The 22,065-nt window shown below is 61.8% G+C and carries 21 protein-coding genes; 8 read left to right on the top strand and 13 right to left on the bottom strand.

Annotation, left to right across the window (positions count from 1 at the left end; genetic code table 11):
- Positions 1-53: 53 nt before the first annotated feature.
- From ACF8ME_RS24575 to ACF8ME_RS24585, 3 genes are all read left to right on the top strand, one after another.
- Positions 54-956 (top strand): nitroreductase family protein, encoded by a 903-nt coding sequence (locus ACF8ME_RS24575; protein WP_392418573.1) that lies wholly within the window; start codon positions 54-56, stop codon positions 954-956.
- Positions 957-1,107: 151 nt separating this feature from the next.
- A complete protein-coding gene (locus ACF8ME_RS24580) occupies positions 1,108-2,019 on the top strand; it encodes a bestrophin family protein (protein ID WP_392418575.1) in 912 nt (303 codons plus the stop codon).
- Between the two features lie 71 nt (positions 2,020-2,090).
- Positions 2,091-2,300, top strand: coding sequence for a DUF4287 domain-containing protein (locus tag ACF8ME_RS24585; RefSeq protein WP_088164651.1), 210 nt, complete (start codon positions 2,091-2,093; stop codon positions 2,298-2,300).
- A gap of 17 nt (positions 2,301-2,317) precedes the next feature.
- Here ACF8ME_RS24585 and ACF8ME_RS24590 read toward each other — a convergent pair whose 3' ends face one another.
- Genes ACF8ME_RS24590 through ACF8ME_RS24600 form a run of 3 tightly spaced genes read right to left on the bottom strand, consistent with a single transcriptional unit; the run spans position 2,318 to position 5,283 of the window.
- Complete coding sequence (locus tag ACF8ME_RS24590; protein ID WP_392418578.1) at positions 2,318-3,289, bottom strand: alpha/beta hydrolase; 972 nt, start codon at positions 3,287-3,289, stop codon at positions 2,318-2,320.
- 2 nt (positions 3,290-3,291) lie between these two features.
- Entirely contained in the window at positions 3,292-4,188 is an 897-nt protein-coding gene (locus ACF8ME_RS24595; protein WP_012205750.1) for an alpha/beta fold hydrolase, read from the bottom strand.
- Positions 4,189-4,227: 39 nt separating this feature from the next.
- A complete protein-coding gene (locus ACF8ME_RS24600; protein WP_013802287.1) occupies positions 4,228-5,283 on the bottom strand; it encodes a sugar phosphate isomerase/epimerase in 1,056 nt (351 codons plus the stop codon).
- 142 nt (positions 5,284-5,425) lie between these two features.
- Here ACF8ME_RS24600 and ACF8ME_RS24605 point away from each other — a divergent pair, with 142 nt between their 5' ends.
- Entirely contained in the window at positions 5,426-6,052 is a 627-nt protein-coding gene (locus tag ACF8ME_RS24605) for a TetR/AcrR family transcriptional regulator (RefSeq protein WP_392418580.1), read from the top strand.
- A 4-nt stretch (positions 6,053-6,056) separates the two neighbouring features.
- Here ACF8ME_RS24605 and ACF8ME_RS24610 read toward each other — a convergent pair whose 3' ends face one another.
- From ACF8ME_RS24610 to ACF8ME_RS24630, 5 genes are all read right to left on the bottom strand, one after another.
- Positions 6,057-7,169, bottom strand: coding sequence for an acyl-CoA dehydrogenase family protein (locus ACF8ME_RS24610; protein WP_374725856.1), 1,113 nt, complete (start codon positions 7,167-7,169; stop codon positions 6,057-6,059).
- 109 nt (positions 7,170-7,278) lie between these two features.
- Positions 7,279-8,610, bottom strand: a complete 1,332-nt coding sequence (locus ACF8ME_RS24615; RefSeq protein ID WP_154834237.1) for a cytochrome c — start codon at positions 8,608-8,610, stop codon at positions 7,279-7,281.
- Positions 8,611-8,627: 17 nt separating this feature from the next.
- On the bottom strand, positions 8,628-10,928 hold the full coding sequence (locus tag ACF8ME_RS24620) for a molybdopterin cofactor-binding domain-containing protein (RefSeq protein ID WP_012205755.1): 2,301 nt from the start codon (positions 10,926-10,928) through the stop codon (positions 8,628-8,630).
- The gene (locus ACF8ME_RS24625) at positions 10,925-11,512 is read right to left on the bottom strand and encodes a (2Fe-2S)-binding protein (protein ID WP_016447058.1); all 588 of its coding nucleotides are present in this window, start codon (positions 11,510-11,512) and stop codon (positions 10,925-10,927) included. Before ACF8ME_RS24625 ends, ACF8ME_RS24620 begins: the two co-directional genes overlap by 4 nt.
- 629 nt (positions 11,513-12,141) lie before the next feature.
- The gene (locus ACF8ME_RS24630) at positions 12,142-12,429 is read right to left on the bottom strand and encodes a hypothetical protein (protein ID WP_016447059.1); all 288 of its coding nucleotides are present in this window, start codon (positions 12,427-12,429) and stop codon (positions 12,142-12,144) included.
- Positions 12,430-12,883: 454 nt separating this feature from the next.
- On the opposite strand from ACF8ME_RS24630, the gene ACF8ME_RS24635 reads away from it, so the two are divergent.
- Positions 12,884-13,159 (top strand): H-NS family nucleoid-associated regulatory protein, encoded by a 276-nt coding sequence (locus tag ACF8ME_RS24635; RefSeq protein ID WP_016447060.1) that lies wholly within the window; start codon positions 12,884-12,886, stop codon positions 13,157-13,159.
- Between the two features lie 254 nt (positions 13,160-13,413).
- On the top strand, positions 13,414-14,202 hold the full coding sequence (locus ACF8ME_RS24640) for an Hpt domain-containing protein (RefSeq protein WP_392418583.1): 789 nt from the start codon (positions 13,414-13,416) through the stop codon (positions 14,200-14,202).
- Between the two features lie 7 nt (positions 14,203-14,209).
- Here ACF8ME_RS24640 and ACF8ME_RS24645 read toward each other — a convergent pair whose 3' ends face one another.
- From ACF8ME_RS24645 to ACF8ME_RS24660, 4 genes are read right to left on the bottom strand one after another with little or no spacing between them, the layout of a single operon-like run.
- The gene (locus ACF8ME_RS24645) at positions 14,210-14,902 is read right to left on the bottom strand and encodes a response regulator (protein WP_016451730.1); all 693 of its coding nucleotides are present in this window, start codon (positions 14,900-14,902) and stop codon (positions 14,210-14,212) included.
- Between the two features lie 47 nt (positions 14,903-14,949).
- Complete coding sequence (locus tag ACF8ME_RS24650; RefSeq protein ID WP_267178523.1) at positions 14,950-17,883, bottom strand: hybrid sensor histidine kinase/response regulator; 2,934 nt, start codon at positions 17,881-17,883, stop codon at positions 14,950-14,952.
- Between the two features lie 25 nt (positions 17,884-17,908).
- Positions 17,909-19,081 (bottom strand): EAL domain-containing protein, encoded by a 1,173-nt coding sequence (locus ACF8ME_RS24655; RefSeq protein WP_392418584.1) that lies wholly within the window; start codon positions 19,079-19,081, stop codon positions 17,909-17,911.
- Between the two features lie 19 nt (positions 19,082-19,100).
- Positions 19,101-19,757 carry a response regulator transcription factor gene (locus ACF8ME_RS24660; RefSeq protein WP_016447065.1) on the bottom strand — a complete coding sequence of 219 codons (657 nt, stop codon included), beginning with the start codon at positions 19,755-19,757 and terminating at the stop codon, positions 19,101-19,103.
- A 348-nt stretch (positions 19,758-20,105) separates the two neighbouring features.
- Here ACF8ME_RS24660 and gloA point away from each other — a divergent pair, with 348 nt between their 5' ends.
- A complete protein-coding gene (gene gloA / locus ACF8ME_RS24665; RefSeq protein ID WP_026062330.1) occupies positions 20,106-20,555 on the top strand; it encodes a lactoylglutathione lyase in 450 nt (149 codons plus the stop codon).
- Between the two features lie 94 nt (positions 20,556-20,649).
- On the opposite strand, the gene ACF8ME_RS24670 is transcribed toward gloA, so the two are convergent.
- Positions 20,650-21,174, bottom strand: coding sequence for an OmpA family protein (locus ACF8ME_RS24670; RefSeq protein ID WP_016447067.1), 525 nt, complete (start codon positions 21,172-21,174; stop codon positions 20,650-20,652).
- Positions 21,175-21,412: 238 nt separating this feature from the next.
- Here ACF8ME_RS24670 and ACF8ME_RS24675 point away from each other — a divergent pair, with 238 nt between their 5' ends.
- Positions 21,413-22,036 carry a gamma-glutamylcyclotransferase gene (locus ACF8ME_RS24675; RefSeq protein WP_047473238.1) on the top strand — a complete coding sequence of 208 codons (624 nt, stop codon included), beginning with the start codon at positions 21,413-21,415 and terminating at the stop codon, positions 22,034-22,036.
- Positions 22,037-22,065: the final 29 nt, after the last annotated feature.

Below are 22,065 nucleotides of genomic sequence, written 5' to 3' on the forward strand. Positions count from 1 at the left end.
CTTCGCCCCCTCGGAGCCCGCCGGAGTCCGCCGGGCTGTGCTGGAGAACCGACTTGACGCAAAAATACATCCCCCATCTGCTGGCCCTGGACCGCGAGCGTGACTGGGCGCGCGCAGCGCAGGCCTGCGGCATCTCCGACAACGCGCTGGCCCAGGCCATACGCTCGGCCGAGGCGGAGTTCGGCCACGCGCTGGTGCGCGCGGGCCGGCCCTTCCAGGGGTTCACGCCGGAGGGCGAACAGGTGCTGGCCTGGGCCCGGCAGTTCGTCCAGGCGGTGGATGCACTCAAGCACTGCTTTGCCGACACGCGCAAGCGGGCAGGCCTGGCGCCCCTGCTGGCGCGGCGCTCCGTCTCGCCCAGGCGGCTGGCCATGCCGGGCCCGGACAGCGGGGACATGGACCTGATGATCGAGGCGGCGCTATGCGCTCCGGACCACGGTGCCTTGCACCCCTGGCGGGTTCTGGAGTTTCCCGCCCACCAGCGCGAGGCCTTGGCCAGCCTGTTCGAGCAGGAAAAACTGCGCCGCGACCCGCTTGCCCCGGCGGACGATATCCGCCGTGCGCGCGAGCATGCAACGCGCGCTCCGGCGCTGATCGCCTTCATCATCTCGCCCCGGCCGCGCTCGCGCGTGCCGGTGCGTGAGCAATGGCTGGCTGCGGGTGCGGCCCTGGGCAACTTCCTCAATGCCGCCCACCATTTGGGCTTTGGTGCCATCGTGCTCAGTGGCGAGCGCTGTTTTGACCCGGCCCTGCATTCAGCGCTGGGTTTGCGCGAGGGCGAGTACCTGGCCGGCTTCATCAGCCTGGGCACCATCACCAGCCAGCCATCCCCGCGCGCAACGGTGTCGCCCTCTTGCATGCGCACGGCATGGCAGGCGGAGCAGGCAGCAGCGGTCACGGCACATGCCCTTCTCCAGCCAGACGGCAACCACGACAGCCACAGCAGCGATCTTTGAAGCCGCAGCCGGCGCTTGCAGGGTGGCGCACAAGTGGCGATCAGGTGGCGCGCAGGTGGCGCACTGACTGCGCGGGGCGGTTAGAGTTGCGGGGCTGCTGCGCCCTCTTGCCCCCTCTTGCGCCCTCTTTTCCATCACGGAACAAGCTTTCATGATCATCCGGCCCCGCCCCCACTGGCTGCGCATGCTCTTCGTGCTGCGCGGCTCGGTGCTGCCCGACATCCTGCCCCAGCTGATGGCCGCCACCCTGTTCGCCGTGCTGGTCACGGCGCTGCACGGCCAGCTGTTCGCCTGGAAGGTGCCGCTGAACTTCGTGCCGTTTTCGCTGATCGGGCTGACGCTGGCCATCTTCCTGGGCTTTCGCAACAGCACCAGCTATGCGCGCTATTGGGAGGCGCGCACGCTGTGGGGCACCCTGCTCAACGAGACACGCACCCTGGTGCGCCAGGCCCGGACCTTGACGGACGCGCCGCAGCACGCCCCGGCCCTGGCCATGGTTCTGGCGGCCTTCGTGCACGCGCTGCGCCACCAGTTGCGCGGCACTGATGCCGCGGCCGACATGCGCCGCCTGCTGCCCGCCGCCGACGGCGAGCGCCTGGCCACGGCGCGCTTCAAGCCTGCCGTGCTGCTGCTCATGGCCGGCGAATGGCTGCAGGCGCGCCGCCACGATGGCAGCCTGCAGCCGGTGCTGGTGCCCGCCATGGAGGCGCCGCTGTGCAAGCTGGGCGAGGCACTGGGCGGCTGCGAGCGCATTGCGGGCACGCCGATTCCCTTCACCTACGCGGTGATCATCCACCGCACCATCTACCTGTACTGCCTGCTGCTGCCCTTCGGCCTGGTGGATTCCATCGGCTTCATGACGCCGGTGATCGTGGCCTTCATCGCCTACACCTTCTTCGCGCTGGAGGCGCTGGGCGCCGAGCTGGAGGAGCCCTTCGGCACGGCACCCAACGACCTGGCGCTGGACGCCATGTCGCAGATGATCGAGGCCACGCTGCGCGAGCTGACCGGCGAGGTGCTGCCCCCTGCGCCGCAGCACAAGGACGTGCTGTTTCTGACCTGACCCTGCCTGCCGGCCCGGACAGCGCCAGCGGCACAATCTGCCACCCGCATCACAGAAAAAGGACAAGCGCCATGACGGAGACAAGCAAGGTCAAGGGGCCGGCCTCGTATTTCCCTTCCATAGAGAAGACCTACGGCCAGCCGATTGCGCACTGGATGGATCTGCTGCAGCAGCAGGACACCCGCAAGCACATGGAACTGGTGGGCTGGCTCAAGGCCCAGCACCAGATGGGGCACGGCCATGCGAATGCGCTGGTGGCCGTGTTTCTGGCACAGACCTGACCTGCACCCAGCAACCCTCAGCCGATGGCCGTGCCGAAAGCCTGGCGCACGGCGGCACCCGCTTCGTCAAACAGGCGGCGTGATGCCGGCGCCAGCCCCAGCATGTGCATGCAGGCGTGCACCATGCCGGGCAGGCGCACGGCCTGCACCGCCACACCGGCCTGCGCCAGCCGCTGCGCATAGGCTTCGGCCTCGTCGCGCAGCGGATCGTATTCGCAGCTGATCACCGTGGCTTGGGGCAGGCCTGCCAGGTGGTCCGCGCGCAGCGGAGAGACGAGTTCTTGCCGCCCCGATGCAGCATCGCCCAGGTACGCGCCATAGCAGTACTCCATGGCCGCACGCGTGAGGTAGTGGCCCTCGCCGAACTGCTGGAACGACGGCGAGTCCATTGCTGCGTCCAGTGCCGGGTACAGCAGCAGCTGGTGGGCGATGGCCGGTGCGCCCGCCGCTCCCCAGCCTTCTTGCTGCCGTGCCAGCAGGCAGGCAGCGGCCGCGAGGTTGCCGCCCGCGCTGTCTCCGGCCACGCCGATGCGCCTGTTGTCCAGGCCCAGCGCATCGGCCTGTTCAAAGGTCCAGGCAATGGCATCGCAGAAGTCATGCAGCGGCCCGGGAAAGCGGTGCTCGGGCGCCAACCGGTAGTCCACCGAGACCACGACGGCGCCCGTTGCCATGGCCAGTGCGCGGCAGGGGTTGTCGTAGACCTCCAGCGAACCCAGGCACCAGCCGCCGCCGTGGGCGAAGACCAGGGCGGGCTGGGGCGTGGGTGTGTCCGAGGCCAGCGGCCGGTAGATACGCACCCGCAGCGGCGCACCGTCGCGCGCGGGCAGCGTGAAGTCTTCGGTGCGGGCCATGGCCTCGGCCGGGCCGTGCAGGGCGCGCAGCCCGGCGTCGGTGGCCTCGCGCAGCGCCGCCAGCGTGGGCGGGGCCACGGCCTGGGTTGCCTGCGCCAGCTCGGCGAGATAGCGCGCAATGTCAGCGTCCAGGCCCATGGTCACAGCGTCCTTTGCAGGAAGGGCAGCAGCTCGGCGATGAAGGGCTCGGCAGCCTCCTCCATGATGAAGTGGCCGCAGCCCGGCACGATCACGCCCGACAGGTCATCGGCATGGCCGCGCAGCGTGGCCAGCGGCGCATCGGCCGTGGCGTGCTCGGCGCCAATGGCCAGCACGGGCATGGCCAGCGGGCGCAGCGCACGCTCGCGGTTCTGGCGGATGGTTTCGGGAATGGCGCGGTAGTAGGCAAAGCCGCCGCGCAGGCCACCGGGCGCCGCATAGGCATCGACATAGACGTCGACGGCCACGCGGTCGCGCCGCAGCGACCAGCGGTTGAACATGAATTCCAGGTAGGCACGCTCGCGCCCCGCGATCAGGGTCTCGGGCAGGTCGGCCAGCTGGTTGAACATGAAGTGCCACAGGAAGATGTTCTGCTCTGGCGGCGCAAAGATGCTGGGCTCGGGCGCCAGGCCGGGGATCACGGCCTCGGTCAGCGCCAGGGACTGCACGGCCTGCGGCTGGTCGCTGGCCAGCGCATAGGCCACCCACATGCCCACGTCGTGGCCGGCGACCTGGTAGCGCTCATGGCCCAGCGCCAGCATGGTGCGGTGCAGGGTCAGCGCAATGGAGCCCGTGTCGTAGCCGGTGTCGGGCCGGTCCGAAAAGCCCGTGCCCGGCGGATCGACGGCAATGGCCTGGAAGCCCTGCGCCGCCAGCGCCTGCATGACGTGGCGCCAGGCATACCAGGTCTGGGGCCAGCCCGGGATCAGCAGCACGGGCGCGCCCTGCCCGGCCGTGATGCAGTGGATGCGGCGGCCGTCGATGCGCACGTAGTCGTGCGAGAACTCGCAGGCCTGGTCTTCCTGCTTGCGCAGGGCGTTCGATGTGAAAGCGTTCATTGTCGGATTCTTTTTGAGGTTCTTTGGCTGCGGGCGTGCTCAGGCGATGCCGAGCATGGCGTTGATCTGGCGCTGGTCCACGGGGGCGCCGGCGAAGTCGTCAAAGATCTTGTCGGTGACGCGGATGATGTGGCGGTTGATGAAGTCCACGCCCTCACGCGCACCGTCTTCCTGGTCCTTGAGGCAGCACTCCCATTCCAGCGAGGCCCAGCCCTGGTAGTCGTACTGGGCGAACTTGGAGAAGATGGCCTTGAAGTCCACCTGCCCGTCGCCCAGCGAACGGAAGCGCCCTGCCCGCTCCAGCCACGAGGAATAGCCGCCGTAGATGCCCTGGCGCCCGCTGGGCAGGAACTCCGCATCCTTCACATGGAACATGCGGATGTGCTCGCGGTAGATGTCGATGTAGTCGAGGTAGTTGAGCTGCTGCAGCACGAAGTGGCTGGGATCGAACAGGATCTTGCAGCGCGCGTGCTGGCCCACCAGTTCATGGAAGCGCTCGAAGCTGGTGCCGTCGTGCAGGTCTTCGCTGGGGTGGATTTCGTAGCACAGGTTCACGCCCTGCTCGTCGCAGGCGTCGAGGATGGGGCGCCAGCGGCGCGCCAGCTCCTCGAAGGCGGTTTCGATCAGGCCGGCCGGGCGCTGCGGAAACGGGAAGAGATAGGGCCAGACGAACGAGCCCGAGAACGTGCCCATGTCGCTCAGCCCCATGCGGCGCGATGCACTGGCCGACAGCTTGAGCTGCTCCAGCGCCCAGGCGGTGCGTGCGGCCGGATTGCCGCGCAGCGCCTCGGGCGCAAAGCTGTCGCACATGGCGTCGTAGGCCGGATGCACGGCCACGAGCTGGCCAAAGATGTGCGTGGTCAGCTCGCTGGCCACCAGGCCGTGCGAGGCCAGCATGCCGTTGACGTCGTCGCAATAGGTCTGGCTGCTGGCGGCCGTGGCCACGTCGAACAGGCGCTGGTCCCAGGCGGGAATCTGCAGGCCCTTGAAGCCCACGCCGGCCGCCCAGCGTGCGATGTCTTCCAGGGAATTGAACGGCGCCTTGTTGTCGGCGAACTGCGCCAGATGAAGGCTGGGGCCCTTGATGGTCTGCATGTGATTTCCTTGAGTTGAGCTATTGTTTGTTGATCAACAAATAATAGTATCACGCTAACACGGCTGCTTTTGCGAAGCCGATGCAAGACAGCATCACGGCGCCGCTAAGATGCCGCCCTGACTGTTGACAAGGATGAGGAAGATGGCCGGAAGACCCAGGGAATTTGACCGAGACCAGGCGCTGGAGCGCGCCATGCTGGCGTTCTGGCGGCGCGGCTACGAGGGCACGTCCATGGCCGACCTGGTGCAGGCGCTGGGCATTGCGTCAGCGCGCATCTATGCGGCCTTCGGCAGCAAGCAGGACCTGTTCCGCGAGGCCGTGCAGCGCTACGAGGCCGGTGATGGCGGGTTTGCCGACCGCGCCATGGCCCAGGAGCGGCGCGTGCGCGACGCCCTGGCCCGCGTGCTGCGCGATGCCGTGGCCACCTATACCGACGATGCCCATCCGCTGGGCTGCATGGTGGTCACCGCCGCCACCAATTGCGCCGAGGAAAACGAGGCAGTCGCCGCCTGGCTGGCCGAACACCGCCGCCAGCGCACGCAGTCCCTGATCGACCGCCTTCAGCGCGCGCTGGATGAAGGCGAGCTGCGCGCCGGCACCGACGTGCAGGCGCTGGGGGATTTCTATGCCACGCAACTGCATGGCATCTCCGTGCAGGCCCGCGATGGCGTGCCGCGCCAGCGGCTGCTGGCTGCAGTGCAAACCGCCTTGCTGCTGCTGGACACGGCGCTGGAGCCGGCGCTGCAGCCCGCGGCCAAGGCGGGCTGAGCCGTCAGGCGCCGAGCTTTTGCAGTTTTTGCAGCTCGGCGCGCAACTGGATCACGCTGGGCGTGACGATGGGGATGAAGGCCGATTCACGCCAGCGGCGGGCAAAGCCATCGTCCGCATCCAGGCTGTAGGCACGGCCGCCGGCCGTCTGCAGCTCCAGCTGCATGGCCTGCTGCACGCAGTCGTGCAGGGCCAGGCGCAGCGCGAAAAGCCGCTCGGGCGCCTCCACGAAATCGCCGGCCTCTACACCGGCCTTGAGTGCGGCCACCGCCTGCTCCAGATGGCTGCGGGTATCGTCCAGCGGCTGCTGCAGCACATGCCCGCCCTGCCCCATGCGCGAGGCGGCCTGCGCACAGGCCGCGCGCGCCAGGCCGATGGACAGGCCGCATTGCATGCCCAGGAAGGCCGGCCGCACACGCGGCAGGAATCCGCCGGCGCGCTCGGCCAGCAGATCGTCTTCGGTGATGGCCACGTCCTTGAGTTGCAAGGCGGCGGTGTTGGTGCCGCGCAGGGCGATCAACTCCAGATCCGGCGAGCGCTCCAGGCCCGGCCGGTCGGACGGCAGGGCCACGATCATGGGCGGCGCGCCGTCGTCACGCGCCACGGCAATGGCGGCCAGAAAGCGCGGCCCGCGCAGGTTGGTGCACCAGGGCACGCTGCCGTTGAGCAGCCAGCCGCCCCCTTCCCGGGCCGTGGCGCGGATGTTGAGTGCCTCCAGCCCGCTGAGGAATTTCATGATGTTGGACAGCCCCGAGGCACCGGCCGCCTCGCCCGCCAGCAGCGCGGGCAGCCAGCGCTCGCGCAGGGCCGCATTGCCGGTGTTCGCCAGCATCTCGATCAGCACACGCTGGCCCCAGAAGGCAAAGGCGGCGGACATGGAGTGCGTGGCCACCTGGGCAATCGCCTCGATGGCATCGCCGGCGCTGCCGCCCTGCCCGCCCAAGGCATCCGCCAAGCCGTGGCCCAGCAGCCCGGCTTCGGCCAGGTAGGGCACGACGGCGGCCGTGGCCTCGCCGTTGCCGGCATCCAGGGCCTGGGCACGTGCATCCAGCCATTGGCGGTTGGCGTCGGTCAGCAGGGGGAAATTGGGCATGGGCTCAGGCATGGGGTCGGGCATGGGGCTTGTCATCTTGCGGGTCACCATAAAAAAAGGGACCGCTGTGGGCACAGCGGTCCCTTGCCATCCTAGCGCAGCGCACAGGCTGCGCAGATGACGCAGCGCAGGCTCAGTGCGCCGCCACCTTGCCGGGGCGTGTTTCCTCGCGCAGGGCCTTGACCTTGTCGCTCAGGCCGGGCCATGGCTGCAGGCCGTACTGGCTGCGCATGGTGTTCAGCAGCGTGGCGATCTGATCGTCGCTGAGGTTGTGGCGGAAGGCGGGCATGGTGCCCAGCTGCGGGCGCGCCGGTTGCGTGATGCCGTTGAGCACCACATGGATGGCGTTGGTCGGCGAGTCGCTGTACAGGTTGGTGTTCAGCGACAGCTGGGGACGCACCCCGAAGCTGCTGCCGGCCAGCACGCCGCTGGGGTCGGCGCGGTGGCAGGCCATGCAGGCACCCTGGTACAGGCGATAGCCCTGGGCGTCGACCGGCAGCTTGGCAACCTCGGTCTTTTCCTTCACCAGCGCCTGGGCGTCCCCTGCGCCAGCGGCGTCTGCCACGGGCTTGCGGTACGACATCAGGTAGGTGGCCATGGCGTTGATGTCCTCGGCCGACTGGTGGGACAGGCCTTCGATCACGGGCGCCATGGGGCCGGCGGCTACGCCGTGGCGCTGCGAGAAACCGGTCTGCATGTAGCGGACCAGGTCTTCTCGCGTCCAGGGCAGCGGAGCCACGGCCTTGTCGTTGAGCGCGGGCGCATCCCAGCCGTCGATGAAGGCGCCAGCCAGGTGGTCGGCACCCTTTTTCTCGGCGCCGAACTGGTTGCGCGGCGAGTGGCAGGCGGCGCAGTGGCCCAGGCCTTCGACCAGGTAGGCGCCGCGAATCCACTCGCCCGACTGGTTGGCGGGCGCGGGCTGCTCGCCCGGCTCCAGGTACAGCGCATTCCACAGGGCCAGGCCACGGCGCACGTTGAACGGGAAGTTCAGCGCGGTCTTGGGTGCCTCGTTGGAGACAGCCGGCTCGGTCATCAGGAAGGCGTACAGCGCCTTCATGTCCTCATCGGTCACGCGGGTGAATGCCGTGTACGGGAAGGCCGGGTACAGGTAGTTGCCCTCGCGGTCCACGCCATGGCGCATGGCGCGCTCGAAGGCCTCGTACGACCAGCGGCCGATGCCGGTTTCGGCATCGGGCGTGATGTTGGTCGAGTAGATGGTGCCGAAGGGACTGGGCATGGCCAGGCCGCCTGCGTTGCGCTGGCCGCCCGGTGCCGTGTGGCAGACCGCGCAGTCGCCCATGTGCGCCAGGCGGCGCCCCTGGTCGATCTGCTGCTGGCTGAATTCCTGCACCGGGATCTGCTGCAGGGGCGCGATCTCGCTGCGGCCCGTGGCCAGCCAGAAGGCGGCGCCGGCCACGGCGGCCAGGCCGACCACGCCGAGGGTGATTTTCTTGAGTGTGTGCATGTTCCGGTCCTCCGCTCTCAGTTCTGTGCCTTGTCGGCCGGGGCTGCATCGGCAGCCTTTGCCTTGAGTGCGGCCAGCACGCGTGCCGGGGTGAACGGCACTTCGCGCAGGCGCACGCCGGTGGCATCGAACACGGCGTTGGAGACAGCGGCGGCGCTGGGCACGGAGGCCGATTCGCCCGCGCCCATGGGGTCTTCGCCGGGGCGCTCGACCAGTTGCACGTCGATCTCGGGCAGTTCGTCAAAGCGCAGGATGGGGTAGCCACCCCAGTCCAGCGAGGTCACGCCCTTGCTGTCGAAGGTCACGTACTCCTTGAGCACGCGGCTGGTGGACTGGATGATGTTGCCGTGCACCTGGTGGCGCACGCCGGCCGGGTTGACCATCTCGCCGCAGTCATGGGCCACGAAGACCTTGTCCACCTTGATCACGCCGGTCTCGCGGTCCACGGTCACGTCGCAGATCCAGGTGGCCCAGGCCGCGCCGTAGCCAGGGAACTTGCTGTGGTAGTAGCGGGCGTAGGCAAAGCCGCGGCCCTTGACCAGGCGCTGGTCGGCCGGCGCGGGGTTGCGGTGGGCCGGGCCATCCTGCCAGCCGGCCTGCTTGTGCGCAGCGTGCGTCAGCGCCACGGCGCGCGGGTCCTTCAGGTAGCGCAGGCGGTAGGCCAGCGGGTCTTCACCGGCCAGGTAGGCGCATTCGTCGATCCAGCATTCATGGGCAAAGACGTTGGGCAGGGCCGAGACGCCGCGCATCCACGAAGCGCGCACGATGGGCGCCGCATCCTGCGAGACCACGCGCATCTTGGGGTACTCGTACTGCGGGATGGCCGTACGGTCACCCATCTGCAGCACCTTGGGCTTGTTGGGCACCTTGCCCGTCAGGATCAGGGCCAGGGCCGCCGCGTCGTTGGACGGGTAGCAGGTCTTGAGCTCGTAGCCCAGCACTGCATGGTTCTCGTCCAGGCCGCCGCGCACGCGGATCAATTGGCCCGTGCCCTTGGGCTCCCAGGCGGCTTCCTGCTCGCGCATCAGCTGCACGCGCACCGGGCGGCCCACGGCCTGCGACAGCAGCACGGCGTCGGATGCCACGTCGTCCGCGCAATTGCGGCCGTAGCAGCCCGAGGCTTCCAGGCGCGTCACATTGATCTGGTCGGCCGCCATGCCGGTCAGCGTGGCGATGTCCTTGCGCACGTCGTGCGGGTTCTGCGATCCGGTCCAGACCTGGATCTGGCTGGCGGACACCTCGGCCACGGCGCAGGACGGGCCGATGGAGGCATGCAGGTGGTAGGGCCAGACGTAGTCGGCCTCGATCACCTTCTTGGCGCCCGAGAAGGCCTCGTCAATGCCCGCGTCCTCGCGCAGCATGCGGTCGGTCTTCTCGTGCTTGACCAGGGTGTCGTGCATGGCGTTCAGCGACAGGTCGGGCACGCCGGCCCAGTCCTTCCACTTCACCTCCAGCTGGCGCATGGCGGCAATGGCCTGCTCTTCGCGCTCGGCCACGATGCCCACGAAATCGCCCTGCACCACTACCTTGACGATGCCCGGCAGATGCGCCACGGACTGTTCGTTCACCGAAATCAGGCTGCTGCCCAGCGGCGCCGACGCATCGGCACCGCCATAGGGCGGGCGCACCACGCGGCCGTGCAGCATGCCCGGCACGCGCACATCGTGCACATAGGCCAGCGCGCCCAGCACCTTGGCCGGAATGTCCACGCGCTGCACGGACTTGCCGATGTAGTTGAAACCGCCGGTGCGCAGCGGCACTTCCTTGTCCAGCGCAATGTTCAGGTCCTGGCCCTGGGCCAGTTCGCCGTAGCCGATGCGTCGCCCGCCCTTGGCCACCACCGCGCCCTTGGACGTGGTCAGTGCGGACACGGGCTGCTGCAGCTTCTCGGCAGCCAGGCCCAGCAGCAGCTGGCGCACCTGCGCGGCGGCCTTGCGCATGGGGATGGCGTCCACCTGGATGGTGTTGCTGGCAATGGTCGGGCCCTGGTTGGGCGTGCGGCCCGTGTGGCCCAGCACCATGGTGATGCGCTCGAACTCCACATCGAGCTCATCGGCCACCAGCTGCGCCAGCGAGGTACGGATGCCCGTGCCCAGGTCTACGTGGCCGTGGTAGGCCGTGACGCTGCCGTCCGCGCCAATGGCGATGAAGCTGCTCACCCGGTCGATGGGGGGAATGGGGAAGGCGCCGGCCACGGCGGGCGCCGTACCCGTGCTTTCAGCCACCAGGCCAGCGGCCGCCACCGAGCTGACCATGACCATGCCGCCCAGCTTGAGCAGGTTGCGGCGCGTCAGTTGAAGGGGGTTGGATGCACTCATGCTGCACCTCCCTGGGCGATCAGCACGCGGGCGCGTGCAGCCGCACGCATGATTTCCACATGCGTGCCGCAGCGGCACAGGTGGCCGGACAGGGCCTGGGTGACTTCCTCGTCGGTGGCCGTGGGCTTGTGGTCGAACAAGGCCACCAGGGCCATGACCATGCCGTTGGTGCAGTAGCCGCACTGGGCGGCCTGCTCGTCGATGAACGCCTGCTGCACGGGGTGCAGTGTGTGGACGGTCTTGCCATGCGTGTCAGCCGACGGCTTGCCGGCAGGCATTCCCGGCACGGCGGCCGGATGGGCAGCTTCCCAGTCACGCGCCACGCGGGCGTGCTCGGCCTGGGTCGCATCCTGGGACAGGCCTTCCAGCGTCGTGACCTTCATGCCCTGGACCACGCTCACGGGAACGGAGCAGGAGCGGGCCACCTTGCCGTCGATCAGCACGGCGCATGCGCCGCATTCGCCCAGGCCGCAGCCGAACTTGGGACCGTTGAGCTGCATGTCGTTGCGCAGCACATAAAGCAGCGGCGTCTCCGGGCTGACGCCCTGGATCTCGACCTCTTGTTGGTTGAGAGTGAATTTCATCGTATGCAAACCTTGTGGTTGACAACAGGTGCAAACCATAGGTGCGCACTGAAAAATCAGGCGTCAGGCACGCCGCAGCAGGGCCCGAAAAAGAAAGCCCACCGCCGGCGGGGTGGGCTATTTCACGTGGTTTTTAGAGGCAAGTCGGATGGCTGGCTGCCTGTTGTATGCAAACGATTCTATGCCTCGCACTTGCTCGCCGCTGCCAGCGTGCCGCCATCCCGGCACCCGCACAGACTGCAGATTTCCGTGGCTTTTTATGCACAAGACCAAACTCATCCATCGGAAATATCCACTAAAGCACAGCGCAGCAGGCTGATCAGTGAGCCTGCACCAAGAGCGAAAAGGAGTGCACCACCGCAGTGCACAGGAGGGCAGGACACGCTGCAGCAATTCCCGTCCGGATCTTTCAGCCATGCACGGCCGGGCATAGAGATCGCAGCCCGTCCAGGCGTTCAACGCGTCGGCTCGAAAATCACACCAACCCAGCAAAACACTCGGCTTTTACCTGCATCAAATTCCAGTGAGAACGCTTGAAATTCACGAATGCATCATGCGCAGCGCCTGCAAAACACCTGCTCGTCTGCAGGATCGGCACCACGCAAGGCTGCTGGCTGCCACCCCAAGCATCAGCGGGTGCCCGGTGTGATCTGGATCGTGCCAAGGCCCGAATCCATGGCCACACGCCGCCGGGGAGTCAGCCAATGCACCCACAGCCCCCAAAGCCACCCCAGCGCAAACACGCAGGCCAAGGCCAACATGCCCCAGCGCCCGGCAGACAGCGCGCTGTAAATCCAATACGGCATGCCCCCCAGGCCGAAGAGGCAGGCCCATCGCCGAAGCGCGGCGGAACGGGATTGGGACAGCCAGACGGCAAGGGCTGCGGGGAGTGCGAAGGCGATCTGATCGATGCTCATGACTGCATCATACTGTACAAATAAACAGCATTGCACAGAAAAATCCAGACGCTTGCACAAGGCACGTCGACGGGACGGCCACACCCTCTGATTTGTTCGCATCTCATCTGGCAAGCAGCGTACAGACTGGACTTGAAGGATTCCGAATCCGCACCGGAGTTTGGGTAAATCGCGGCCCTTGCATCGCTTAATACCAGCACCGCCGGCCAAGAACCCGGAGTCACGGCTTATCCAGTTCCGCCCAGCCCGAAAGCGAGGGTACACAGGATTTTGAAAACCCGCAGAACATACAGCGCCATACTGCGCAACGGCTCTTTACCCAAGGTTTACCTGGCAGTTTGAACGCATTCGGGACGGGCAATGGTGGTCATAGGGGGAAATAATCGAAAGCATGCAAACCGGTTCTTAAAAAACAGTTAATATTCGCGCTTCAATCCATGAAAGGCAAACTACCGTGAGCAACACATACAAAGAACTTCTGGCGCAGCGCGAAGCACTTGAGGCCCAGATCCAGACAGCACGCAAGCAAGAAGTCAGTGATGTGATCGCCAAGATTCGCGGTCTGGTTCAGGATTACGGCCTGACAGCCGACGACATTTTCACGGCACGCCGCGCCTCCTCCACCGTGGCCCCCAAGTTCCGCAATCCAGAGACAGGTGACACCTGGACCGGACGCGGCAAGCCGCCCGCCTGGATCAAGGACAAGGATCGCGCCCAGTTCGCCATCTGAAGCCCTGGATAAACGCCTCCATGAAAACAGCCTGCAGTCACTTGCAGGCTTTTTTCATTCTGGCCCCACCTGGAGCGTGCACCTGAATTGGCGTGCCTGGGCATTGCCCAGGCCTGGCCCCGTGCAATCGCGGCAAGCACGCGCACATGCCCTTAGACATGCACTGTGGATGGATGCCGTGGTTCAATCAGTCGGCCTGATCTGCATCTTAAAATTTCTCGCTGTAGAGACCGGCCCCCGACGTTCGGCCTTCCATGACAAAACAGATCTCCGCCCCGGACAGTGCCCCCACCGCACGCCGTCCTGACAAGCTACCGACCGCCTTTGGAACGACACCTGTCGCAGATGCACTCTTGCGGCCCCATCTGCCATTTTCAGGACAGCAGATTCTGTTCATCTCGTCATGCGACGATCAGCACACCCATCTGCTCCCTTTGCTCAAGGAGTGGGGTTTGGTGACCACGGCATGCCGCCATCCCACCGCGATTCGCCAGGATCGGCTACAGAAGTTCCACGTTGTCGTGCTGTGCGGGCCGAAGACTTCATGGAATGCCAAGGACGAAAACCGCCTGGTGGCAGGAGCGGCACGCATCATCGAATGTGAAGCCAGCCATCCCATGCAGCCCAGAGTGATCAATGCCCGCATCATCGCGGTATCCTGGCATTCACCGCAGGGGATTTTTGATGCGCTGACGATGGCGATCCATTCAACGCATGCCAACCTCGACAGCCTCCTGCCGACTGACCAAGCCGTCCATTTCGAGAAAATTGCGCCGCCCATCAGAAATGCCTTCCTGGAATCTGCGCGCTCTTCTCTGGCAACCATCAAATCCAGCCCAAACTGCAAAGATGTGCAAAGAGAGCTTCACAACCTGTCTGGCTCACTGAGATTCTTTGATCTGGTCGAGTTGTCAATACGGTGCGCCGACCTGGAAAGCCGCATGGGCCATGATGGGCTGGCATATCACAGACATTCGCTCTCGCTGCTGGAGCTCCAGCTTGAAGCAGTCATCCAGGACATACAGGCACTGAAGGTGGAATGAACATGCATCATTGAGATCTCGATGATGTCACCCACCCACATTCCAAGGCATATTTCATAAGGTCTATGTCTCGCTCTATGCCGAGCTTTTGCATGGCCTTGACTTTTTGCGTGCTGATGGTCTTCTTGCTCCTGTTGAGCTTGGCTGCAATTTCATCAATGCGCAGGCCAGCAGCGTACAACCGGACTACCTCGGACTCCTTGGGGCTCAGCTCGGCAGGCACTCTTCTCTCCCCCTGCACTCCGCCCAACCCGCCTGCACCACCTCTTTCCAGCCGCTCGGCGATGGCTGGCGAAAAATAAACTCCGCCAGTGAATGCCGCGTGGATCGCGGGAACAAGATGCAGCACCGGATCGGCCTTGCTGACAATACTGATGTTCGAGACACGACCCAGAGCCTGCAGTATTGCCGAGTTATCCAGCATGGTCAGGACCACCAGACCCAATTTTGGGAATCTTCTCGATATATATCCGAATAGATGCAGTCCATCTCCATATTGCCCGGTCGGCATGGAGTAATCGGATACAAGCACATCAAAACCTCCCTCTTCCAGCTTTTGAATCAGATCGGTTGAATTTGAAACACTCCCATTCAATGCAATTTCTGACTCACCAGACAATTCATGCCTGACACCTGATATTATCCCAGGATGATCGTCCGCCAACAATACGGATATTTTCAGGTATTTTTTATAGTCCATGGTGCGTAAATATGAATAACCTGACACCAGCCGGCTTTCAACCTTTCTCACAAATCTTTCAGAACGTCCATGAAATTCACGAGCTCCCCATCGACCGCTCGAAAATCTCGCGCATTGACAAGAGAAGAAATCCTATCAAGCGCCTGGACTATGTCATTGAACCCTGCCACTGCAAATGCCCCCTTCATGGCATGAATTTCCCTATGCACAGCCACGAGATCTCTTTTTTCCAAGGATTTCTTCAAGGAGATCAAGGATGCTTGTGTTGTTGAGACAAGAATGTCACGGTAGCCAGAAATCTTGCTTGTTCTTGCCGGCAATGCATCCACTTGGCAAACCCCGGACTTGCCGATATTTCTATCAATGAATTCCTTGATGCTTTTCAGGGAGGCTGGTTTGACGATGATGTCGGATATGCCGAATTTGGCACATTTATCCCTTTCATGCTTGCCTGCGTTTGCCGTTATTGCCCCCACTCTAATCCCGGGGTAATCCTTACGGATGTGCTGTGCAAGCACATAACCGTTCATGCCGGGCATCTGCAGGTCGGTTAGAACCAGGTCATAGGCCAGCTGTGCCAGCATGCTCAAGGCAGATTCCCCTCCTTCTGCAGAATCGGCCTCATACCCAATGATCCTCAGCTGATCCAGCAACAGCATTCTGTTAACAGGGTGGTCATCCACCACCAGAATCCTTGCCGAGAAATCCTCTCGTTCGTCCTCCGAAAGCAGGACATCGCCATCCTCCCAAGCGACAGCGGATGATGCGGGCTGCGCATGGTATGCGGGCAGCACCAGCTCGAAAATGCTGCCTTTTCCAAGGACACTTGAAAACCGGATCTCCCCTCCCATGAGGTGGGCCATCCGCTGGCACAGCGTCAGCCCAAGTCCGGTTCCTCCAAACTTCGTGGCGATTTCCGAGCCGGCCTGCTTGAACGCATCGAAGATGAACGCATGCTGCGAATGATGAATACCTATTCCAGTATCGGATACCTTGATGTTCAGCTCGCCGGATCTGTCGGATGCATATACCTCTATTTTTCCACTCTTGGTGAACTTCAAGGCATTGCTGAGTAGATTGTTGAGTATTTGCTTGATGCGCTCAGCATCGCCAAGATATCCAGACTTCAGCGAATCATCGATGGTCAGGGAAAATTCAATTTTTGCCTCTGTCACCAAGGGTTTATAGATGGATGCCACCTGCCTGATCACAGACTTGAGATCGAATCCGGCCATCTCGACACTCATCTGACCAGACTCAACCTTCGAGAAATCGAGGACATCATTCAACAGAGACAAAAGAGAATGTGAGGAATTCGAAATGATGTCCAGCCGTGTTTTCTGCTCCATGGACAGAATGCTTCTTCCCAGTATTTCCAGATTCCCCAGTATCGCATTGAGTGGAGTGCGTATCTCGTGGCTCATTACGGCGAGAAAAGATGATTTTTCATGGTTTGCCTCTTCCGCAGCCTTCTTTGCATCCTCCAGGCTTCTTTGGACCTGCTTGTGAGCCGTGATATCGGCAAACCCGCACAACAGCACGTTCCGACCTTGGTATTTTGCCTTCACCATGATCATGGACAGCTCTGCAATGGTTCCATCGTTGGAAATCACCACCTCGCTGGACACGGGCACATAGTCACTTTTCCCGCCACCAAGATATTTCTCCACATAAACTCTGTGAAAATAGCCGATCAATAGCTCTCCAGGGACCGGGCCACGCAGTACTGCACTCTCCTTGTATTTGAACATCATGCTGTTCTCCAACAGCATCTTTTTCTCCTTGAAATCAAGAAGACCCAGTCCGTAAGGAGCCATGGCAATGATGGTTCGACTCAGCTGCTCGGTATCGAAAACATTCTTTGCCTTTTCATAGATTGGAATAAATACCTTTTCGTAGAAATATATCAAAAAGCACCAGAACAAGACAATGAATATCAACGAAAGAATCAAATATACGAACGATTTTCCCTTTAGAAAAACCGCATCCTTCCACGAAAACACGTGGAGCAGAACCATATTTGTATTCGATATCCTCGAGTAGTAATGAAAAAAACCATCCTTGTATACGGCACCATACTTGAACAGAAGATAGCGACTCACCAGGTTGCCTTGGAATTTCGATGATTCAATATCAAAGAAATCCGCTTTGCTGTAGCCCTCTGGTTCAACACCCAGGGCAACGCTTCCCTGGGAGTCCATGATCAGAAAGGAACTTCTATCCTCACCTTGCTGCATCAGATTCTCAATATGCTGGGTAGGCATGTCACTCACCACGGTGAGAAATGGCTTACCCCTATGGAATGCAGAAACAACAACCTGGAACGACATTTCACCCGTCAGAATACTTTTGGTCGGGGGAAGCCAAATGGGGTGGCGCACTTGTCCGGAATGAAGTGGAACGCCTTTGTCTTTCGGCAGCCCGGCAATCTGTTGCTGAAGCTCCAAGAGCATCCGTTCCCGCTCAGGCTCATCTGGAATCTGAGGCAGGAGAGCACCGATGAACCCGCCATCCGGACTGAAGGCATATACAGATATGGCTCTTCCATCCTGAAGAAAACTCGAGTTTGCCAGGTATGCAAGCTCCTCCAGCATGTCCCTGTATCGCCTGCATGCAGGCTTGTCGCCCTTATCCTCGAGCAAAACCACCGGACTCACACCCGTGATCATAGCGCCCGGCCTGCCAACTCCCGCCGGTTGCGATATATGCGCTTGCCCCCAAAGCAATTCTGATGCGATTATTCCACGCATCATGATGACCTGCTTTGTTTCTATCTCCACCAGAATTCTAGTTCTCTTGTTCTGAAAAATTGACCTTCTTTCCTCCATGAAATCATTGAACTCGAACGATGCCGCAAATAACGCGACAATGATCACAAGGAAAGAAAAGATCAGCCCCCCACCAAAAAGCAGTCTCTTGTTATATCTAGCCAGAAGCAGAAGATCTTCCTTCTCTGCAATTTCTTTTTTATGGATTTCCATCTGGACGTCGATATACAGCCATTGCTCAGGCCAATGATCGCCTCATGTAGTCGATAAAATCTTTGCAGGAAAGTGCTCTGGAATACAAGAATCCCTGGGCGACATCGGCATCCATCCTCCTGATCATTCCCAGATCATCAACGTCCTCCACTCCCTCAACAACCACCTGTGCCCGAACATCTTTCGCAAGCGACACCGCTTTGCTCAGCACTCTCTTTGCATGGGCCTGGTTTCTTGCAGCATGCAGCAAAGCCTTGTCAATCTTGATCTGGTTGAAAGGAACGCTAAGCAGGCGCCCTATGGTTGAGCCGCCCACGCCAAAGTCATCCATTGCGCACTGAAAGCCACTCATTCGTAAATTCGCAATGACACCGCCCAGGGACTTGTCGAGATCATCCGCCCCATCTTCCGTCACCTCAAAACCGATATTTTCAGGGGAGACACCTGCATCCCTGATCACGCGCAATGCCGAATCCATCCACTCCCAGGATGCCGCCAGGGAGGCGGATACATTGATGCTGCAGATGAACTGCCCTGAAGGTGCTGCCGATTTGATGAAAGAGATGGACTGCAGGAGCATTTGGAGAGTGAGCTCATGCATCAATCCATGGTCTCCGATGGCCTTCATGAACGCAGCAGGTGGCAACAGTTCCGTGGCCGAAATAGGCCACCGGGCCAAGGCTTCCGCCCCGATGATCCTGCCCGAGCCTGCATGATGCAAGGGTTGAAAATGGGCAACGATTTCGCCGCTGTGCAAAGCGTTCGTCAACCTTGCTCTCGGGATCGGCAAGATCGTCCTGGGCTGGCCCTCCGTCTTGGTCCGCCCCAGGATACGCAGCAGGAAATCCCCGTTGACCGGCACCTCTCTTGCCATTCTGGAGCGAGATATTGCACAGACGATGTTGAGTGCCAGGCTCCGGGCATAGTCAGCGACCGCATGGAATATTCTTGGTTCGCAGCTGCTGACAAGGATGATGGGAACATCCACTTTCGACAGTGCCAGATCATTAAGCAACTTCATCAGCTTTTCGCCGATGAAATCCATATCCACAAAGGCCGCATCCGCATTGAATTTCTTCAGTTCCGCCAGAAGCTCATCCGTATTGCTGATCCATTGAATGCCGTGAAAAATTCCTTGCTGTTTGCAACATTGCTGTATCCAATATAGGGCCATCGGATCATTTGTGGCAACGAGCATTCTTTTGCCATGACCGGGACTATTTTCTGGCATCAATCCATCCCATCTCTATTCCATAGCGAATGAGGTCAATGTCCTTGCGGATGCCCAGTTTATTCATGACCGCCACCTTGTGCGTACTGACCGTCTTGATGCTGCGATAGAGTTTTTTCGCTATTTCAGACACTGTCATTCCAGAAATGAAAAGCAGCAGAACTTCCTCTTCACGCTTTGACAGTTCTATCGATGTTCGTACCGCCCCGAGCCATTCGCCGCCAAGCAGTTTGCTTGCGCTCGGCGAAATGAATTGACCATCTGTGTATGCCGCATAGATCGCCGGCACCAGGCTCCCCAAAGAATCTGTTTTATGGACTATCCTATAGATCCCCTGATTGGCAAGCGACTTGATGATCCCAATATTCTCAATCATTGTCAGCATCACGATCTTGACGCCGGGAAATCGTCGCCGGATGACATTCAGCATGACTAGGCCGTCGCCATAGGTTCCGCCGGGCATTGAATAATCAGTCACCAGCACATCGCATTCGTTCTGCCTGAGAAAATTGATGATTTCCGTGGAGTTTTTCGCTCGACCCACAATCTCTATCTCATTTTTTTCCTCCAAAACACTTTCTATGCCTGCCAGAACTGCCGGATGGTCATCGGCAATCAGTATCCGCAAGACGAAATTTTTCATGACTCAAAAAATTAGCAAGAAGAACATTCCTATTCTAGGCAGTGGCGCACTAGGATTTAATTGGATTAATCTGATTTTTCCACTTCAAAATCTAAGATTTGTCTGATTTTTTGGCCCAATTGCTGCGAATTCGGGCGTCAGTCCTAGGGAGCACTCCTAGAATTCAACAGATAGTTGAATCGGTGGTTGAATGCGTTGCACGCCAAGCATCCGGACCAGACGGGAGTCTGTGGATGAGATGCACGCGCCCGGGCAGGAGCCCGCGACCGATGCCGGGGTGGGGCTGAAGCGACCTCACCCCATGGCCGAGCGCGTGAAGAGACCGCCAAATCCCGGCACAATCCGTGGATGCGAATCCTTCACACCATGCTGCGCGTTGGCAATTTCCAGCGTTCCATCGATTTCTACACACAGGTTCTTGGCATGCAGCTGCTGCGAACCTCAGAGAACCCCGAGTACAAGTACTCGCTGGCCTTCCTGGGCTTCGAGGGCGGCAACCCTGGCCAGGCCGAGATCGAGCTGACCTACAACTGGGGTACGGAGTCCTACGACATGGGCACGGCCTACGGCCATATCGCCATTGGCGTGCCTGATGCCTATGCCGCCTGCGAGAAGATCAAGGCGTCCGGCGGCAACGTGACGCGCGAGGCCGGCCCCGTCAAGGGCGGCACCACGGTGATTGCCTTTGTGACGGATCCGGACGGCTACAAGATAGAACTCATACAGGAGAACTCACGCGCCCATGCCGGCGTGCAGCCAGCTGGCGGCGAGAAGTTCGATCCCCTGCGCAATTCCTGATCCACGCAGCCCCAAAAACAAAGGCCCGGAGCGTTCATCGCTCCGGGCCTTTGTTTTTAGCTGCGGCTGCTGCCAGCCGCGCTGCTGATCCGGTTCAATCCACCAGGATCACTTCCACCCGGCGGGCCTGGGCATTGCTGCCATCGGCCTGCAGTTGTTCGGGCTTCTTGAGTTCGACCTTTTCCTCGGCCACGCCCAGTGCCGACAGGGCAGCCTGGACTGCCAGGGCGCGCTTCTTGGCCAGTTCGGCGTTGAGTTCGGCGCTGCCGGTGGCGTCGTGGTATCCAGAGATCACGGCGCGCTTGCCGCCCTGCACACCAGCCACCACATCGGCCAGCGCTTCATTGGCGCCAGCCGCCAGCTCGGCCTTGGCCGATGCGAAGTAGAACTTGACCACGCCGTTTTCGACAACGACACGCGCCACGTCTTCCTCCAGGACCACAGGCGCCATCGCCGGCACAGGTGTGGCGCCGGTTGTCGTCTTTGCAGGACCATGCGCAATGCCGCGCTGGTAGACCACGACACCCACGACCGTGGAGACGACGAGCGCAATCAGCGCAAACAAAAAGCCCAGGGCAAAACGTTGTTGGCTGTCGTCGTCGGATTGACTGAAGGACATGAAGCACTCTCCGTGAATGAACTGTTGAAGGAAACCAGAAAGACTGCGAAAAACCGGCCGATTGTAGAGGGCCGCCGCCAACGGCCCTGCGCACCGCCCAAGCCCCGTGATGCCACCCGGCACGAACTGTGGCGCCGCAGAGACAAAAGACCGGCCGTGCAAGTGCAACGCAGGCGCTTGTGCACCGTTTGGGCCGACAGGCGTTAAAACGTCATTGTTCCTTCACGCCACAGCGCCCATGTCCGCCCTGCCAGAATTCTCATTTGCCCGCCGAGAGTCCCAGCCCATGCTGGACGAGGCGCTGCACCGATGGGGCGGAAGCGATGACCTCTGGATCTTTGGCTACGGCTCGCTGATCTGGCGGCCGGATTTCGATTTCTGCGAACGCCGCACGGCCCGTGTCTTTGGCTGGCACCGGGCATTGAAGATGTGGAGCACCATCAACCGCGGCACGCCCCAGAATCCTGGATTGGTCTTTGGCATGCTGTCCGGCGGCAGCTGCCAGGGCATGGTGTTCCGCATTCCCCGGCACCACGGCCATGACGTCATGAGAAAGCTGTGGCAGCGCGAGATGGCCAATGCCGTCTATGACCCCCGCTGGCTGCCCTGCCGCACCGGCCAGGGCACGGTGCAGGCGCTGGCGTTCACGCTGTCCCGTCAAAGCCCCAATCACACGGGCGAGCTGGCGCCCGAAGACTATCGCCGCATCTTCAGCGAGGCCAAGGGCATCTATGGCAGCACGCATGACTATGCGCGCGCAACCTTCGATGAGCTCAAGCGCCTCGGCATCCGGGACCGTGCCTTGCAGCGCCTGCTCAGCTACGCGGGCCAGCCTGAAGCGGGTGCGCAAGCCGCGCGCTGACGCTTTGATGCGATTGATACGCTGATGCG

The sequence above is a fragment of the Delftia sp. WSY_7 genome (genome assembly GCF_043104845.1).
In the GTDB taxonomy this organism is placed as follows: domain Bacteria; phylum Pseudomonadota; class Gammaproteobacteria; order Burkholderiales; family Burkholderiaceae_C; genus Comamonas; species Comamonas tsuruhatensis.